Annotated in this window: 18 protein-coding genes; 4 read left to right on the top strand and 14 right to left on the bottom strand. The window is 42.6% G+C overall.

Annotation, left to right across the window (positions count from 1 at the left end):
• Window positions 1-5 precede the first annotated feature (5 nt).
• The 9 genes from NSS78_RS01725 to NSS78_RS01685 all read right to left on the bottom strand — a co-directional run bounded on the left by NSS78_RS01725 (window position 6) and on the right by NSS78_RS01685 (window position 8,956).
• Window positions 6-1,622, bottom strand: a complete 1,617-nt coding sequence (locus NSS78_RS01725; protein WP_003217097.1) for a YceG family protein — start codon at window positions 1,620-1,622, stop codon at window positions 6-8.
• A gap of 70 nt (window positions 1,623-1,692) precedes the next feature.
• Entirely contained in the window at window positions 1,693-2,508 is an 816-nt protein-coding gene (locus NSS78_RS01720; RefSeq protein WP_106032919.1) for an HAD family hydrolase, read from the bottom strand.
• Window positions 2,505-3,614, bottom strand: a complete 1,110-nt coding sequence (locus NSS78_RS01715; RefSeq protein ID WP_212046241.1) for a cysteine protease StiP family protein — start codon at window positions 3,612-3,614, stop codon at window positions 2,505-2,507. Before NSS78_RS01715 ends, NSS78_RS01720 begins: the two co-directional genes overlap by 4 nt.
• Window positions 3,607-4,938, bottom strand: coding sequence for a phosphoribosyltransferase family protein (locus tag NSS78_RS01710; protein WP_212046292.1), 1,332 nt, complete (start codon window positions 4,936-4,938; stop codon window positions 3,607-3,609). Before NSS78_RS01710 ends, NSS78_RS01715 begins: the two co-directional genes overlap by 8 nt.
• Window positions 4,928-6,118 (bottom strand): HpcH/HpaI aldolase/citrate lyase family protein, encoded by a 1,191-nt coding sequence (locus NSS78_RS01705; protein WP_212046242.1) that lies wholly within the window; start codon window positions 6,116-6,118, stop codon window positions 4,928-4,930. Before NSS78_RS01705 ends, NSS78_RS01710 begins: the two co-directional genes overlap by 11 nt.
• 95 nt (window positions 6,119-6,213) lie before the next feature.
• Window positions 6,214-6,993, bottom strand: coding sequence for a TerC family protein (locus tag NSS78_RS01700; protein ID WP_012008834.1), 780 nt, complete (start codon window positions 6,991-6,993; stop codon window positions 6,214-6,216).
• Between the two features lie 137 nt (window positions 6,994-7,130).
• Window positions 7,131-7,709 carry a TerD family protein gene (locus tag NSS78_RS01695; RefSeq protein WP_003216935.1) on the bottom strand — a complete coding sequence of 193 codons (579 nt, stop codon included), beginning with the start codon at window positions 7,707-7,709 and terminating at the stop codon, window positions 7,131-7,133.
• 42 nt (window positions 7,710-7,751) lie between these two features.
• The gene (locus NSS78_RS01690; protein ID WP_003217119.1) at window positions 7,752-8,333 is read right to left on the bottom strand and encodes a TerD family protein; all 582 of its coding nucleotides are present in this window, start codon (window positions 8,331-8,333) and stop codon (window positions 7,752-7,754) included.
• Between the two features lie 20 nt (window positions 8,334-8,353).
• Window positions 8,354-8,956, bottom strand: coding sequence for a TerD family protein (locus tag NSS78_RS01685; protein ID WP_044139240.1), 603 nt, complete (start codon window positions 8,954-8,956; stop codon window positions 8,354-8,356).
• Window positions 8,957-9,368: 412 nt separating this feature from the next.
• On the opposite strand from NSS78_RS01685, the gene NSS78_RS01680 reads away from it, so the two are divergent.
• Both NSS78_RS01680 and NSS78_RS01675 read left to right on the top strand, forming a co-directional pair.
• Window positions 9,369-10,361: an LLM class flavin-dependent oxidoreductase gene (locus NSS78_RS01680; RefSeq protein ID WP_050943307.1), complete on the top strand. Its 993-nt coding sequence runs from the start codon at window positions 9,369-9,371 to the stop codon at window positions 10,359-10,361.
• Window positions 10,362-10,580: 219 nt separating this feature from the next.
• Window positions 10,581-11,621, top strand: coding sequence for an acyltransferase family protein (locus NSS78_RS01675; RefSeq protein ID WP_342468269.1), 1,041 nt, complete (start codon window positions 10,581-10,583; stop codon window positions 11,619-11,621).
• Window positions 11,622-11,642: 21 nt separating this feature from the next.
• Here NSS78_RS01675 and NSS78_RS01670 read toward each other — a convergent pair whose 3' ends face one another.
• Window positions 11,643-12,422 (bottom strand): glucose 1-dehydrogenase, encoded by a 780-nt coding sequence (locus NSS78_RS01670; protein ID WP_050943311.1) that lies wholly within the window; start codon window positions 12,420-12,422, stop codon window positions 11,643-11,645.
• 119 nt (window positions 12,423-12,541) lie between these two features.
• Window positions 12,542-12,970, bottom strand: a complete 429-nt coding sequence (locus tag NSS78_RS01665) for a cell wall hydrolase (RefSeq protein ID WP_003217242.1) — start codon at window positions 12,968-12,970, stop codon at window positions 12,542-12,544.
• Window positions 12,971-13,507: 537 nt separating this feature from the next.
• Between NSS78_RS01665 and NSS78_RS01660 the strand changes: the two genes are divergently transcribed.
• On the top strand, window positions 13,508-14,566 hold the full coding sequence (locus NSS78_RS01660) for a DUF4352 domain-containing protein (RefSeq protein ID WP_003217128.1): 1,059 nt from the start codon (window positions 13,508-13,510) through the stop codon (window positions 14,564-14,566).
• Window positions 14,567-14,646: 80 nt separating this feature from the next.
• On the opposite strand, the gene NSS78_RS01655 is transcribed toward NSS78_RS01660, so the two are convergent.
• From NSS78_RS01655 to NSS78_RS01645, 3 genes are all read right to left on the bottom strand, one after another.
• Complete coding sequence (locus tag NSS78_RS01655; protein ID WP_212046245.1) at window positions 14,647-14,982, bottom strand: hypothetical protein; 336 nt, start codon at window positions 14,980-14,982, stop codon at window positions 14,647-14,649.
• A gap of 148 nt (window positions 14,983-15,130) precedes the next feature.
• Window positions 15,131-16,306: an ABC transporter permease gene (locus tag NSS78_RS01650; protein ID WP_212046246.1), complete on the bottom strand. Its 1,176-nt coding sequence runs from the start codon at window positions 16,304-16,306 to the stop codon at window positions 15,131-15,133.
• Window positions 16,306-17,046 (bottom strand): ATP-binding cassette domain-containing protein, encoded by a 741-nt coding sequence (locus NSS78_RS01645; protein WP_003217123.1) that lies wholly within the window; start codon window positions 17,044-17,046, stop codon window positions 16,306-16,308. The genes NSS78_RS01650 and NSS78_RS01645 overlap by 1 nt, the downstream gene beginning before the upstream one ends.
• Window positions 17,047-17,206: 160 nt before the next feature.
• Between NSS78_RS01645 and NSS78_RS01640 the strand changes: the two genes are divergently transcribed.
• Window positions 17,207-17,908 carry a LytTR family DNA-binding domain-containing protein gene (locus NSS78_RS01640; RefSeq protein WP_106032912.1) on the top strand — a complete coding sequence of 234 codons (702 nt, stop codon included), beginning with the start codon at window positions 17,207-17,209 and terminating at the stop codon, window positions 17,906-17,908.
• The last annotated feature ends 11 nt before the right edge of the window (window positions 17,909-17,919 follow it).

Here is a 17,919-nt window from a genome sequence, read left to right as displayed (position 1 = left end):
TCTCCTTATCTGTTTTTAATGGATTGAAATAATTTTCTAACGATGGACGGCTCTTTAAACTCCTGGTTCATAACCATCTCATCAAGCCAATGGGTATCAAATAATTGGTCATCTATATACCGCTCAATACACTGGTATCCCGCCGGATGATACACGAAGAGATCCACACCCATTTCATTTAGAAAAATCAGGGCAGCCGCATCAGAACGAGTCAGCTCACCATTATATTCCGTATGATATAAAATCACTTTCGGTACGGTTTGTGCATAATCAAAGGTTTGAATGAGTTCAATGAGCTCCTGGCCGATATGCAGTACCTGTTTGAATAAATAAATACGGACATCTAATTCAGTCTCATTGCCTTCTTTTAATAGCTTCGGATGCTGACAGATTCGAGATATCGCCTCTGCTATCGCACGCTGCGTCCCCTCATATAGATGAGAAAACTGCCACACGTTGCTTTTCATTAATAATTCAGGATCAATCTCTCCAGCAGACGAAAGGGCATGCTGATAATGAAATTGATAATTCGAAGACACTTCTTTCGTAAAAGGAAAATGGCGAATGGTCTTCGTCTCTTTCCATTCCATTAACGTGTGGATACGATCCCAGTATTCACGCTTGTCTCGTGTGACTCCCATCATTTTCGCAAAGAGGTTCGGAATCTGTATCGTGTCGCGGTCTGCTTGAAAATTAGGGCGGATAAAGGAACGTTCCTTTGCAATTAAAAACAGCTCATCATACGTTGTCTTCAGCGTAATAGAATGAGGAGTATGATCTCTGAATTGCCAAGGCTTATACAGCATTGAATCTTCCGTGTGGAGCACCTCTTCAAGCTCTCTTGTCGAGCGGTACGCCACCGTTGACTTCCTCTCAGGCTTTTCAGTAGGGAACGGTTCCAGCTTTGAAGTCCCCGGATACTGATCAATAAAAGTCAGCTTTTCTTCTGGATCTAGTTCGCGGAACGAATCCTCGCCCTCTGGATGAAATAGCACAACATCACAGCCAATCAGCATGACATAGTAAAGAAAATAAAGCTGACTTTTATTCGCCTCTCCATACCAAATGACAGCCGGCATTTTTTCTTCTATATTGACTTCCTTCAGCCATGGACCTAGATGATTATTTGAAAACTTCACTACATCCAGGAGTACCCGGCGGAAATCGGGATGCTGAAATCCCCCTTCATGCAGCTGTTTGAAATGCTCAAACACCTTGATCAATGAAAGGCGGATATGCCGGTTCATCACAGGGTTTGGATGGCGTACAATCAGCTGTTCACCATCTAAGAAAGCCACAAAGCGATTCACAGATAATCCCTTTTCTTCTTGGTTAATCAAATGAATGCGTTGAAGCGCTTGAAAATGCTCCGGCTCAATATGACGATTGAGCGTTTCACTTAAAATGTGAACGCCATCTGTTTCATATAATTCATGTAAATAAATAAAATAATCGGTTGCATCATGCGGAGTTCCAAGGACCCGGGCGGCGAGACGCGGCAAGGACAATGTATGCTCGTCCTTTACATAACCGTCTCTTTCAGGGAGCGGCTTTTTCAGCACGTTTTTCCAGGCTTCCTGCTCCGCCCGTGTTTGGTTAACATTGATTTCTTTATAACTCACGCCGCTCCTTCCTTTCTCCTATATTTTCTCGAAAGCTACTACTATCATATCATTCACCCTTCTACTTCTGCTATCGAATCGAAGGCTTTTTTGCGGTCGTCATCTGGTTCATGACACAAGCGGTGATTTCATCTGCTGCTGCCATGCCAGATGCTGCTGTCGGCTCAAGCAATGGATCAAAGTCGAGCACTTCTCCATGCCTTGGGGCAAAGCCCATATCTGCCTGACGAATGAGACCTGCATCTAAGAGGGAATCACCCGCACCGTATACATATTCAAGCTCCAGCCGCTCCTTTAGAAAAGCAACAGCATCCCACTTATTGAGCGGTGACGGAATAAAGTAAAGCTTCCGTCCTTGTAGAGACACCTGCCAGCCTCTCTCCTCGCCCCACTGCTTCAATTCAGCAAGTGGAATGCGAGACAGATACTCATCTTTCATAATCAAATAAAGAAATCTTCCCTCTGCTGTCCGGGTACGCTTCACCCATGCGGCAACTGGAAGTTCGGAGATGGCTCTTAGCATCTCTCTGACTGACATACACGCTTTGAGCCTCTCATCAACGATGACCTGCCAATTCTCAAGCGGCTTGCCGTGATGAAGGATACAGCCCCCATTTGTCGTGATGGCATACTCCGGTTTGAGCTCTTGCTGAAAGAAGGTGATCCGTTCATACTGAGCGGTCGTTCTTGTCGTCACTGGAATGAACCAGCCTAACTGATGAATCATCTGCAAAGACTTCTTCGTTTCAACCGACATATAGGAAAGCGGACGTTCATCCAGCATCTCAACTAAATCATAATCTCCTTCATACTCATACTGATCCAGCACTCGGTGTGAGTAAATCAGTGTCCGGTCTAAATCGCTGGCAAACGCACTTGTCTTCATGACGTCTGCTCCAGCGGACGAATGAGTCCACAGCACGTATAGGACATATTGGCATATTCAATGACAGGAACGCCTCTGTCCTCTGCCAAAAGCAAAATATGCTTTAGCTTCTCCTGAGACCCAGGCTGAATCAAGATTTTCCAAGGGATTCTTCTCAGCAGCACACGAGTCGTCTCACCAACACCCGGCTTAATCAAATGGGTGTTTTCAATTTGAAACTCCTGACCGATCGCTTCAATGGACGCCATCCCTCGCCAATCCGCAGGCATTCCGTGCGTGAGGATGGTTTCTGCTTTCTCTTCTACATTCGGTTCGAGGCTAGAAAATGCTTCTTCGATTGTATCCACATACAGATTGGATACATCCTCTTCAAGCAGCTCTTCATAATATTTTGCCCCATGGAAATCATCGGCATTGATCCAGCGGTTGTTTAGTACCGTACGACTAACAAGTCCAGATACAGTCGAATTCAGGCAAGCACTTGGAATGAGAAAATCCTCTCTCGTTCCGTAGACATGTGTACAATAGCCAGGATCAGCGAGTACAGCTAGTTCACTAGAAAGACGAATACCGTACTTTCTTTCAAAATCAATCACCGCTTTTTGGAGCTCTCTCGAAATCGCACCTTTTCCGGTCCATCCATCAATAAAGGCAATCTCATAGCCCGGATGTTCCTTGAGCATATAATGTAGCGCATTCTCATCTATTCCTCGATCACGAATAATCGAGATGCTGTAATGAGGCAGTTCAAGACCATATGTCTTTCGAATATATCGTTTGATAAGTACCCCGATCGGCGTTCCCGCTCTAGCCAAACTGCAAAGCACCGTTTGGAAGCCTCGCTTTTTCACAATCTGTTCTGCTACAACAGCTACTGCTTCTGCTACCTTCTCCTTACTTTCTTTCAGAGATTCATAGAATAAATCCATATAAGATTCGGTTGGTTTATATTCAATCGGCAGCATTTCTGAATAATGCGCACCACTCTGAATCGAACGTTCCCGCTCCTCTGTACTTTTCTCCATCTCAATGGATGATAAATCTTTGAGTAAGAAGGTTACATCCTGCTCTGGATAGCTTCCCATCTTTGTATACACATTAGCCATTCACCTTCACCTCGTCTGATAAAGTCACAATATGCACATGCTTCACATGCCGCTCGGCAAATAAATGAACAAGCGGAAGCAATGCCTCCTGAGAGACCTTTTTCTCAAAGAAGAGAAATACATCATCGTATTGACCTTTTGGTATGTTGTACACGTAATGCTGGATTCGAGCATCCTCTGGACTCACAAAGGTGAACCCGTTTTGAACAGCGTATCCATCCTTTTCAACCGGATGAATTGGGCTTCTCGTCGTTGAATGAAAGAGAACGCCCTCTCCCATATGTGCAGCCACTCTCATCGGCACATACATCAGCTCACCTGTTCCTAAACAAAGTGTCTGTTTTCCTTTGCGATCCTGCTTTAGTTGAAGCCCAGCCTCTGCAGCTGCTTGGTCGATGGCTGCCGTATCTGCTGCGTTTAAACCAAAACGACCCGTTTCATGTATATATGGCGAATGACCAGCCGAATTGGTTGCATGAGAACGTGCATATGGCTCTTGCTGAAAGAAAGATTGAAGGGAGTGAACAGAGAGACTTGGCAGATCCTTTTGCTCAGCTATCTCATACGAATAAGCTGGTTCATCGAGCGTTTTGCCTCGAAAAACCATTTGCCCTTTTAATAAAGACAATGAGGTGATGTGAATACCAAGCTCCTTTTCAAGCTCACACATGGCTTTCTCGTGCTCCTCTGTCCGCCAGTCTAAAATAGAAAGAATCGTGTAAGAATGCCGCGGATGCTTTGCATGAAGGTCCCGAATGATATTGATATTCGTACGGCCTGTCGTGACTTCATCATCTACTAGCACGATGGGACGGTTTGTGCGAAGTAATGCTTCGTCTGCATAACAAAGCTGATCCGTTGCATGCGAATGCTCTTCTTCAAATACCAATGAAGGATCAAGATCCAGCAGCTGTTCACGTGTCGTATGAATGTAAGATGCTCCTTCTAATACGTCATACACACCGTGACCAAGAGCTGTGGCTGTTTCTGCAAAGCCGATCACGATCGGCTGTTTTCCTGTTGAAAGCTTCTCTTTTTTGAGCGCTTCGTAGGCTTTAGTTAATACCGTGTGGTCATCCGTCTTGAGTGCTTCTACTAAAAGCTCTTGATATGGAGACGTCTTGCCTGTTTGCTCTTTGGCATACGCCATGGCTAAAAGTCCCGAGACAAGGAGCGGTTTTACTGGATGAACAGGAATGTGCTTACCGAGCACCTTACTAACGAATAAAAAGGCTCTTTTTTTGTTCACCCTTGCAGCCATGTCAAAAAGATGCTCTTTTTCTAGCTGAAGCGCACCTTCTTTGAGAACAAGCTCAACTTCCATATGTTCCAAGATGCTCAGCGTATGCGGCTTCTGTTTCTGTGAGTATGTCGATATAGCTTCTATTTTCATGAAACACCCCGTAAATATCTGACTTCATTAAAATGTGCTCTGCCCATCTGTAATGGGGCTTCGTTTCATTCATTTTATTAGAGAAGGTACTCTTTATTACGCCAACTGTGCCGTCTGCATGTTCAAGAATGCTTAATGCATCCATATACTCTTCCTTCGTCACAACATACATGCTTTGAACCGGCTTGAGATGTGTTGGATGAATGACCGTCTTTCCATGAATGCCGTTAGCCACATCGAGTTTTGTCTCCTTGAGTAAACCTTGTACGTCATCAAATTCAGATGAAGACGATTCACCACTCTTATGAGAAAGTGCCCGGATGAATGGCTTTTGTTCCTTTCGTGCAGGGCCAAAATGCTCCCACACAGCACCTGATACCACAAAGGAACGGCCAAAATAATTGATGATATCTGTGATCAGATCAGCAATCAAATTAATTTCATAAATGGTCGTGTCACGATCACGGCGAATCCCGTACAAACCGCAAAGATCTGTTGCCCCAATGCGAATATTCAAAATATATTCCTCGTCATTCAGCAAGATCTGCTTTAACTCTGACAACACCGTATATCTTGTTTCTTTTTCTAGTAAATCAGGTGTTTCCAAAATGGGCATCCCATAAAGTGTTGTCTGCGTTTGGGACGATGCCTGTTTCAGACTGTCCAAATAATCCTTCGCATTATGAACCGAGTACTTCGGGAACACAAAACCGGTAAGTAATTGAAGAGAGGAACCGAGCAAGTCTGCCATTTTGAGCAGCTGTTTCGGCGAACGAACGCGAATAAATATAAGAGGCAAATGTTCAGCCGTTTCAGGCGCATGCGTGACTTTCTCTTTGAGACTGGCCAGTTGTGCCACTAGATTCTGTTCAGCCATGTCCACTTCTTGATCACCGATGGCATCCTCCAAGCAAAATACAACAGAGCAAAGCGCTTCATATTTCTGCGACAGCAGCATATCTGCTATATCTTGTCTTGTCGCAGGCATATACAAAGTAGCACCTAATGCATGCGCAAGTACATGCCTCGGTGTCAGTGAATGCATCGCCCCCGGCCGCTTGAAAAAAAGATCGTGCTGCCTCGCCTCTGATAAAAAACGGAAATACCGCATGCTGTGCCACCTCCTGTTGTTTAGAGAAAATCAATAACCTGATGATTCAAAAAAGGATGGAGCCGCTAGTTCAACTCCATTCCTTTTTGATCGTCCTATTCTTCTTTTGAAGCCGCAGCTTCATTTGTCACATCTTGATGTTTCTTCTTATTGATTTTATGAACAATAAACGTTCCGATAAACGCTAGAATAATAATCGCAAAGAATGCAAGATGCGGAATTTCAATATGTGCAGCACTTAAGCCCATTTTGATAGCAATAATCCCGATGAGAATAAACGCGGTATTCTCAAGCTCTGGGATACGGTCAATGAGGACAAGGAATAACTGTGCTACTGTACGCATCATGAGAATGCCAAGCATTCCGCCTAATAGAAGAATCCATACTTCCTCAGATACAGCGAATGCCGCAAGAATACTGTCCACCGAGAAGGCAAGGTCCATAATTTCCACAGAAATAACGGTTGCCCAGAACACGCCAAATACGCGAATCATCCAGCCTTCTTTTTTCAATTCCTTCGCTTCGTCATCGCCGTCACCTAACCAGAAGTGCTTAATGACAAGCCATGCTAAATATGCAGCTCCGAGAACCTTAATCCACCAGAACTTAATAAGCAGCATCCCCACGCCAATGAATAGAAAACGGAAGAAATAAGCGCCAATTAATCCGTAGGTTAATGCCTTTTTACGCTGCTTTTCTGGTAAATGTTTCACCATGACAGCTAATACAAGTGCGTTATCTGCTGATAACAATCCTTCAAGCACAACAAGGGTCCCAATGAGCCCCCAAGAGACAGGGTTTGTTAATACCTCTGCCCACATATGCCAATCAAAAAACGAGGCATACGTGTCCAACATATGTTTCAAAATGTCCAACTGGTTTTCCTCCTATAAGTGTAGAAGCATCAGCAGGCTTTCGCCTGCTGTTATTCTTGATCGCTGTTTCTTTCTCACTTTGGAAAAGGCCCTCATATGAGTCATTGGCAGCGCCTCTTGAATTTTGTTTCTCTCGTTTATACTTCTAACCCATAATTTTGACAAAGAGCTGCAAGTCCGCCAGAGAATCCGCTTCCGATCGCGTTAAACTTCCAATCGCTTTCGTGTCGGTACAATTCACACACTACGACAGCCGTTTCAATTGAGAAGTCTTCCCCTAAATCAAAGCGAATCAATTCTTCCCCGCCCTCTTCATTTACAACACGAACAAATGCATTTGAGACTTGTCCAAAATTCTGGCTGCGCGTCTCTGCATCATGAATCGTCACTGTAATTCCGATACGATCAATGTTAGCAGGAATTTTTGAGAAATCAACGAGAATTTGCTCGTCATCTCCATCTCCTTCACCCGTCCGGTTATCACCTGTATGAGTGACACTGCCGCTTGGGTGCTGAAGGTTATTATAGAAAACAAAGTCTGTGTCTTGCTGACAACGATTGTTTGCATCCACTAAGAATGCCGAAGCGTCCAAATCAAATTCGGCTCCGCCAGAATATTTATTCGTATCCCAGCCAAGACCGATCATCACTTTCGTCAGTCCTGGGTTGGTTTTTGTTAAATCGACACGTTGTCCTTTTGAAAGCTGAATCGCCATATTCGTATCTCTCCTGTCTCCTGAAAATATGAAAACGGGTCGTTACCCGATATCTAAACCGAAGTCTGTTGCAATGCGGGCAAGTCCGCCTTGATAGCCCGATCCAACAGCCGAGAATTTCCATTCTCCGCCATGACGGTATAATTCACCTACAATAATCGCTGTTTCAATTGAAAAGTCCTCCGCCAAATCATAGCGAATGAGCTCTTCATTTGATGCTGCATTTAAAATGCGCACATATGCGTTCGTGACTTGTCCGAAATTTTGACTGCGCGCTTCTGCATCATGAATCGTGATGACAAATGAAATCTTCTCAATACTCGCTGGTACAGCTGATAAGTCGATGTTGACCTGCTCGTCATCTCCGTCACCTTCACCAGTGCGGTTATCGCCTGTATGTACGACACTGCCGCCACCGCCAGTTGTTTGATTGTAAAAGACAAAATCAGATGGTGAGCTTGCCTTACCTGCCGCATCTAAAAGAAATACACTTGCGTCTAGATCAAAGTCTTGTCCACCGTCATACTTATTGACATCCCAGCCAAGACCAACGACCACTTTTGTTAAACCTGGATTTGTTTTTGTTAAATCAATTTTTTGACCTTTCGCTAAAGAAATTCCCACTAGGAACCTCTCCCTTCTAATTAAATGTAGTTTCTCGTAATATCGGCAAGCTTCGCATCATTTGTACCGTCCCCAACAGCCGCAAACTTCCACTCATTCTCGTGACGATAAAGCTCTCCGACGATTAATGATGTTTTCCCTGCATACTCATCTTTTAAATTATATTTCACTAATTCTTGATTGTTTGAACGATCCACGATGCGAATGTACGCATTTTGAATCATACCAAAGTGTTGATTTCTTCTTAGTGCATCATAGATGTTCACAACAAACACCAATTTATTCACATTGCCCGGCACCTTGCTCAAGTTGACGAGGACTTGTTCATCATCTCCGTCTCCTTCACCAGTCAGGTTGTCACCTGTATGCTCGACACTGCCGCATTTGCTTTTCAAGTTGCCAAAATAAATCAAATCTTTATTTTCCGTAAACTTATCATTTTTCAGCATGAGCACTGAAGCATCACAATCAATATCAGCGCCGCCTCCGCCGCCAAACAGCTTTCCTAAAAATCCGCCGCCTTGTGATACAGGGTCCCAGCCAAGTCCAACTAGGATATTCGTTAGTCCTGCCTTCCCTTTTGTTAAATCAATACGTTGACCTTTTTCTAATGTAATCGCCAAATCAATCACTCCTCCAGCATAATAAAAATCTATTTATTAAGCGATGGACCCTATTAAAATCATCATACATGAAAATTCGACAAAATTCATGAAATGACATTGGAGCCTCTTACTCTTTTTTCTATTTACTAGTATATACGATCTACGTTCAAGATAGGTTTCAAACAGATGATATTTTTTTAACGAAAGATCCATGTTGAAAATGGTTCATGTCGTAAATGAAGTGTTTCATGTGAAACATTGTCGAAAATTCTTGTCCACAGCTCTTGCTGATAAATAGCGTATTGAAGTGGTTTCATATGTTGATATAGAAAAGATAAAGCATGAGATCAAAGGATAAACCCTTTCGTTTCCTTCCATCCGTGGATTTCTTTATACTTATATCCAACGTATTATCGAAAGGATGTTGATGATGCCATCACTTCACATATTAGATCAAGTCGCTATTCCCAAAGGTCAGACAGCGCAAGAGACATTGATTCACACAACGCAGCTGGCTCAGCTTGCGGAAACGCTTGGGTATGAGCGTTATTGGTTTGCTGAACACCACAGCACAAGAGGGCTCGCTAGTACAGCACCTGAAATATTAATGGCACATATTGCCGCTCATACATCGACCTTACGTACCGGGTCTGGCGGCATTTTACTTCCGCAGTACAGCCCCTTGAAAGTAGCAGAGGTCACGCGGCAGCTTGAGGCTCTGTATCCTGGACGAATTGAAATCGGTGTCGGTAAATCTCCGGGCGGGATTGAAAGGACGAGACTGGCTTTGACAGACGGCGTGCATAAAGACCTGTCTCAGTTTGACCGCCAGCTGAAGGATCTTCTATTTTTCTTATCAGACAGCCTGCCTTCTGGGCACCCGCATGCAGGGGTCAAGGCTTCTCCGCTTGTTGATGCTCGTCCGCCAGTTTGGCTGCTTGGTCTAGGAGAAAATAGTGCCGTGCAGGCAGCGGAACTTGGGATCAACTATATTTTTGGTCACTTTATCCACCCTGCACGTGGCAAACAAGCATTTGAGACGTATCGGTCTCACTTTTCTCCATCTGTCTTTTCCACCCATCCGCACGCTATGTTTGCCGTGTTTGTCATTTGTGGTGAAACCGATGAAGAGGCCGAACGGATCGCCAGCAGTACAGATTTATGGCTGCTGCGTGTTGAAAAAGGACTAGACAGCCGCGTACCTTCTATAGAAGAAGCCAGTACCTATCACTACACCTCGCAGGAAAAGAAAAAAGTGTTACTAAACCGCCAGCGGATGATCGTCGGCTCAAAGGCAACGGTGAAAGAGCAATTACTTAGCTTGATGGACCGCTATCAAACGGATGACATCATGATTTTAAACAATTCATTTGATCCGATCGAAAAACAACGCTCCTTCAAACGAATTGCCGAATTATTTTGAAGACAAAGGGCTGAAATAAAATCATTTTAGCCCTTTGTCAACGATCTGAAATGGGAAATGTAACATCAAGATGTCAAAATCCTTCCGCCTGTCATCTGATCGCAAATGTGTCTTCTAATCGTTAGCGAACTGTAAACGCATAAGGGGTGTACCTTTTATATAGTAGAGGTACATATGAAAGACACGTTTACGACGCTAGAAGGAAGGAGATGACAGGCCATGAATAAGAGACTCGAATGGGTCGATGCAGCTAAGGGGATTGGTATTCTGCTCGTAGTCATGGCACATGTGCCCATTCTAGATCCGCTCAAGCAATTCATTTACTCTTTTCATATGCCGCTTTTCTTTTTACTATCAGGCATGATGTTTCGATCATCCTCACGCCCTGCTCTGTCATTTATTCAGAAGAAAGCCAAGAGCTTACTCTTGCCCTATCTCTATTTCTCCATCATTACGTATGTTTTCTGGTTCACCGTTACTCGTTTTTTTGCCTTTAAGGGACAAACGGATATTGACCCTTTCGTTCCGTTTACAGGTATTTTTATATCCAATGCAGATGAAGCTAGACTCACGCATAACCCAGCCATCTGGTTTTTAACGACGCTCTTTTTAGTGGAAATGATCTTTTTCTTTATGTACCGTCTGACAAAAGGGAAACCTGCTGTCTTGATTTTACTGACCGTCCTTTGCGGAGGTGCTGGATATGCCTCAACCTTGCTTTTAGACCAAAGTCTGCCGTGGAATGCCAATGTCGCCTTGACGGCTGTTGTGTTTTATTCAATCGGATTTTTGACAAAGCAATGGTTTGTGGAATTAAAAACAGACCCAACCCTTCTTCTTTGTACAGGTCTGCTTGTACTGACGGCTTATATGCAAAGCTTTAATTCGCGGATTGATATGCGCGTGAATGACTATGGTGATCTTTTTCTTTTCTATGCATGTGCGTTGCTCGGTTCAGCTGCTGTGATTTATTTAAGTTTCAAATTCAAAACGTCCCCTATTTTGACGTATCTCGGTCGAAATTCCATTGTTATTCTTGTCTTGCAGTTTGCCGGCATCGATATCATGAAAGCATTTGTTTATTATGGACTTGGTATCAATATTGCAGATACAGCGCAGCTCTCTTGGACTCTCTTTTACACGATTGGGACATTGCTGCTTATGGTGCCGTGTATCTCCTTCCTGAGCAAGTACCCGATGCTGCTCGGCAAACCAGCCAAAGCCGCACACCGCTACGAACAAAAAACATCCGCCGGCTAATTGGGCGGATGTTTTTTTGGATTAATCATTGATTTGAGAAGGGTAAAGCGTCATTCCTCCATCTACAAATAAAGTGGTGCCTGTGATATACGAAGCTTCCTTAGATACGAGGAATGCAGCAGCGGACCCAATCTCCTTCGGTTCGCCAAATGCTCTCATCGGAATCTTTTCAAGCTGCTTTTGTTTTTTCTGTTCATCCTGCAAATCATCATTTGATTCGGTCGCCATTGTACCTGGTGCAATTGCATTGATCCGAATCCCTGCTTCTGCATAATCAAGAGCCAGCGTTTTTGTCATCATGTTCATTCCGCCTTTGGAAGTGGAATAATGAACATTGAACGGGCGCGGTATTTCCTGATGGACACTGGATATATTTAAAATAGACCCTTTGATTTCATGCTCCATCATATAGGCAATTGCGGCCTTTGCCCCTAAAAAGGCGCCTGTGATATTCACATCAATGACTTTTTGCCATTGCTTGAGCGTCATCTCATGCGGCATCGCTTCTTCACCATTAAAGCCTGAATTATTGACGAACACATCGACTGTTCCGAAATGCTCCAGTGCTGTATCCATGATGGATTGAATTCCTTCCTCTTTGGAGACATCTGCGTGTACTTTCACCGCCCTACCTCCGCGCTGCTGAATGGCTTGGACCGTTTCTTCAGCACCCTCTTCATCACCTTTATAGTTCACAACCACATTCATCTGCTCTTGTCCAAATCGTAATGCGATGGCTTGTCCGATTCCTTTTGAAGAACCTGTGACAATGGCTGTTTTCCCTTTTAAATCTTGATACATCTGTATTTCCTCCTATCACGTGCTTCATCTTGTTGATACACAATGGTTACCCATTTTGAAAAAAAGAAAAACACAATCCTCTGCAATCTTTGACTAAGAGGATTGTGCTGTTCATCAAGCTAAAAGGTGTTATAGACATTTTCACAAGTTTCAGCGGTTGGCTGATAAAAGCAATGAGACTTATACCTTGCCACAAACGGCTGATTGTACCATGTCGGTGGACAATTACCAGGCGGCTTAAAATACCAAAGGCTGAATTTTGCTGGCCAAAATCGTTCTCCGTTAATATTCCTCCGTGCAAGTGTTTTTTCTGTTTCTCGTGCTCGTTGATAAAAATAACCATGCGTGACTGCTTCAAATGCATGCTCCTGATAAATCATTTGTGGAATCGTACGCAGCCCTTTAAAGTCAGAGCAGTTGGCACGCAACCGGTTGATGCCCACATTTCCTACAAGCAGCATTCCTTGCTTCCCTTCACCTTCTGCCTCCGCTCTCAGCAGTCTGGCCATGAGGTCAATATCAGAGCTTGTCGCTCTTACCACTGCCATACATCCACCTCCATTCGTTTCTCTTTTATTTTATGTAGGGTTTCTGTGTAGATGACTGCCATTTTGAAGGGAAAAGGCACATTCCGTGTCGAGAGCCTGTCTAAACACCTCAACATTTTGCTGGACATATGTCTCTCTGCCAACAACACACAAACCTAGTGATCATGCACATTACAGGAAAAAATATTCATTACTATAGACTCACTTACAAGTCATAAAAATCCTTCTAATTGCGACACCAGCATCAAAAACAGTCATTTGAACCTATTCAACAATCCGACTCAAAACCTTAAAATATAAAATATTGAGTTTTTACAGGAGACATCAAATCATATTTTACAAGTTTCTCCTTTCAACTTAGTGTCATTTTTACTACTTGAAGCTGTGCGACCTTAGAAACGCACTGAAGTATTGACAGTACTTTCGCTTCATTCTACAGTAAAAAACATACAGTATTTTTCTTTTTGTGCAAAAAGAATGATATGAACTAAAGCTTTTCAATAAAATTCATCATAAACCCGAGGAGGAAAACACGTCATGTTTAAAAAGAAATTATCCCTGTTTCTTCTGATCTTATGTGTCACTGTTGTCGCTGCTGCTTGTAGTGGTGGAAAAGAAAAGTCAGCTGCAAAGGAAAAAGATACAAAATCTCTTGATGCAGCAGAGGTAAAGGTAGAAAGTGCTGAGTACACATTACCACCTCAATACGATACATCTGTACAGGATGATCAGTATGTACTAAAAGTGAACGTATCTGTAAAAAATATCAGCAAAGAGCCTCTAAATGTTGATAAAAGCAACTTTACGCTTTACCAAGATGACTCACAGGTGTCTACGATCTCTCCAGATGACTACAATGAAGTATTATCTTCAAGCTCTCTAAATGCAGACAAAGTATCAAAAGGCGGTCTTTTCTTTGTTGTTGATAAAGACAAAGACTATCAGCTTGTGTACAATGAGCCAGGTAGTGGTTCTAAAAAAGATGACAAAACACTAGAATTCGATATTAAAGGTAAGGACTTAATGAAAAAAGCAGATACACTTCAAGCATCTGCAAAAGCCCTTTCTTCTTATATTGATGTCATGATTTTCGGTAAGAATAACGACGAGTTCGAAAAACTAACAGGTGATAACAAATCAACTGTTGTCAACCAATTTGATAAATCATTCAAACAAGGCTACATCACGTCATCAGGTATTTCTTCTAGCTCAGCGAAGGACGAAAACCTTGATAAGCTTCTAAAAGCTGTGAAAGAAACATTAGCTGAAAAATCAAAAGTATCAACAAAAACAAAAGCGATCAGTGGTGATAAAGCTGTTGTGACTGTAACTCTTACACCAATTGATGCAAGCCCGCTTGTCGATCGTTTAAAAGAAAAAGCGACTGAGTTCTACAGCAAAAACCGTTCAGCTTCTTACGATGAAGCTCAAAAATACCTACTCTCGATCTACCCAGAAGAGTTCAAAAAATTAGGACCATCATCTTCTGAAGAAACAGTAGAAGTCAACATGAAGAAAAATGACATCGACCAATGGAAACTTGATTTGAACGATTACAAAACAAGCTCATTAGTTGAAAAGTTCATCAAGAACTAAGGAAAAACCCCCGATGCCGGGGGTTTTTTCTTATCGTTTTTCGTTTGATAATTACAGCCAAGAAAGTAAGATACGGTCTATTACGAGGGATTTTCTTTTGCTGCTTCATACTCTTTTATCACCTCAACCGGATCAACCGCATCCTCCTCTTGTGCGTATTCCTCTACATAAGGATCCATTAATTTCTCAAACTTTTGCTCATCGTCTACTAAAGCAACATACGTTTCATATCCTTCAAAATCAGATGGATATAAATGTGCAACGGAACTACCCGTTTCTAATGCCTTATCTATCGCTTTTCTTAATTCCAATAACCCTTTCCTGTTTCCCAAAATAAAAGCTTCAAAATGGTGTGTTTGTTGAGCATATATATTACATAGCTCTAGCACATCATCGTCTTCTGTTTGATAAGACATAAACGAATCACCTCTTTAAATAAATTAGGATAATAATGTAAGTTCCCCCTTCCATTATGCCATTCCTTTCACCCGATCGTGAATCTCTTTTATATAAATCTCTGGATATAAAAAACTTGCAGATAAAATCTACAAGTTTTTACTTTCTTTATTTCGCAAGCATCCATTTCTCTTGCATAAACAAGCTTCTCACGATGACAAACAAGATGACGACTGCGAGGGCTGAGGAGCCGAGTGTCAGAGTGACGGCCATCGGATCAATGATTCCAAACATCAATTGCTTACAGAGCGCATGAATATTGAGGAATGGGACAGCAAAGTAATACGTATCTAGCTGCGTAGCACCTGCTCTCATGGTAAAGAACATTGGGATCACACCTAATGTAATGATCATGGACATGTACGATTGCGCTTCTTTCACTGAGCTTGAAACGACACTGAGTAGCAGTTCAATCATTGATACCATGAAAGAGAAGATGATAAGCGCCGCAAACATGACGGCGATAATGCTCCACATTTGATCACCAAAGTTCAGTGCTTGTTTTAGCTTTTCTGTAAAGAGCAGCGTGGATAAAAGCAGCATGCCGATCGCCACAATTCCACTTAAAATCCCGAACATGGAGACAGCCAGCCATTTTCCGATGAGAATTTGGAGTCTGCTGGCAGGTGTCAGGAACAACGCTTCAATGGATTTTCGGTCTTTTTCACCCGCTACAATATCAAGCGCAGCTGGCAAAGCACCTGAGATGACGGAGGTCACCAAAATCATTGGAAGAAGAATCGACAAAAGCATAGAGGTCATGCCATTTTCTCCTTCATCGCCCTCTTCTACATCAACAGCCTGCACCTGAAATGGATGAACAACAGACGTATTGATTTGATCAGCGGCTAAACGCTTTTCTACGACTTGGTTTTGATACTGCTCCAGTAAGGATTGCAGCATTTGAACCGTTATCACCGAATCATCATCTGTTGTGTACCCATGAATTTTAATCGCAAATGATTGTTGATGCTGAAGCATGTCGTCTGCCTCTTTCGGCATTTCCAGATAAGCATTCGCCTTTCCATCTTTGACAGCTTGCTGCGGGTCATCAAATGTTTCAAGTGTGAGGTTTTTGACCTCTTTGATCATTTGATTCATTTCAGTTGGAAGCTTTTCATTCACTGCGACCGTATACGTTTTATCTCCTGGATCTGCAATCATGCTTTCATAAAAGAACACCAGTCCAAGCATCGTCAAAAGAGGTATCAGCACTGTTAAGAGTAGTGTTTTTCGGTCTCTTAGCGCATCTGTCATTTCTTTTAAAAATACGGTTTTCCACATTATGAAATCCCCCTAGCGAGCTTCGACATAAAGATATAGTTCAAGTCATCACTTTGTTCCTGTGTATATAATTCTGGAAGTGTCCCTTTATACACAAGCTCTCCTTGATGAATCATCATGACACTGTCACAAAGCTGGCTGACTTCTTCCATGATGTGGCTTGAAAAAAGGATGGTTTTATTTTGCTGCTTGAGCTGATGAATAAAGTCTCTGAAAATATTACTTGATGTAATATCCAAGCCTGTTGTCGGCTCATCAAATAAAATAATGTCAGGATCATGAATCAAGGTTCTGGCAATCGCCACCTTTTGTTTCATTCCTCTTGAGAATCCTTTCACCTTGCGATCCATGTATTGTCTCATCCCAAAACGCTTTGCCAAATCCTCTATTCTTGCTTTGATTTCATGCTGATCTAAGCCATACAATTTGCCAAAGTATTCAAGATTTTCTCGTGCCGTCAAACGATCGTAAAGCCCTGTCTCACCGCCAAACAAGACACCAATTCGCTTTTTCACTTCCGTTGATTCTTTCACCGTATCAAAGCCTGCGACAGTGACTGATCCGTGCGTAGGTTCTAATAATGTGGCTACAGCGCGTAATAATGTGGTTTTCCCTGCACCATTTTCTCCTAGGATGCCAACGACTTCCCCTTCCTTCACGGAGAACGTCATATGTTTCATCGCCTTCACGACTTTTTTCTTATCTTTAAACCAGCAGCTGCAATCGCTGAGAGTAATCATGTGGTTCGCCCCTTTCAACTTTCTAAGTCTATGATAGAAAAAATAACGCTTCCCTGACATAAAAATGTCGCGAAACGTCCTTTTTCTGTCTTGAAATGATCTATTTTAAAAAACAAATGATAAAATAGACAAATAATACGATGAGTCATAGGTGATTTTTATGATAAAAGTAGGTCTCGTTGACGATTACCGAGTAGATTTAGAAAAACTGCATGCCATTGTAGGCAGAATGGAGACTGTGGAGATTGTCTTTGTCACGCAGTCAGCAGAGGATGCTTACGAGAAGGTCAAAAAAGGAGATATTGATCTGTTGTTCGCAGACATTGAAATGCCCGGAATGTCCGGTTATGAATTAGCGGATCTCATTCACTCTCATGCACTGAATGTCGATGTTGTCTTTGTGACAGGAAACAGCGGATATGCGGTCCATGCGTTTGATTTAAATGTTCACGATTATATTATGAAGCCCTACCAAGCCGATCGAATTGCCAAATCCTTAGAACGCTACATGTCCACCAAGCAGGAGAAAAGCATTCATGGACGGCTTCTCATTAAACAGCAGTCAGATATTCATGTGCTGCAAAAGAAGGATGTCATTTTTGTTGAGCGAACAGGCCGGTCAACCACCATTGTCACAACAACAGGAGATATCCAAACATATCAGACATTAAACGAGTTAAAGGGCGATCTAGCTGAAAAAGATTTTATCCGCTCCCACCGATCGTTTATCATCAATATTCATTACATTAAGAACTTCTCGGCGTATGCCAAAAATTCATTTATCGTGTCTTTTGAAGGTACAGATAAAAAAGCCATGATAACCAAGCAGCAATTAGAATACTTTAAGAAATACTATTTTTAAGGAGAACGAAC

The sequence above is a fragment of the Bacillus sp. FSL W8-0920 genome (assembly GCF_038593215.1).
In the GTDB taxonomy this organism is placed as follows: Bacteria; Bacillota; Bacilli; order Bacillales; family Bacillaceae; genus Bacillus; species Bacillus pumilus.
Note: the sequence above shows the minus strand (reverse complement) of the source record. Positions and strands in the feature narration are given on the sequence as shown.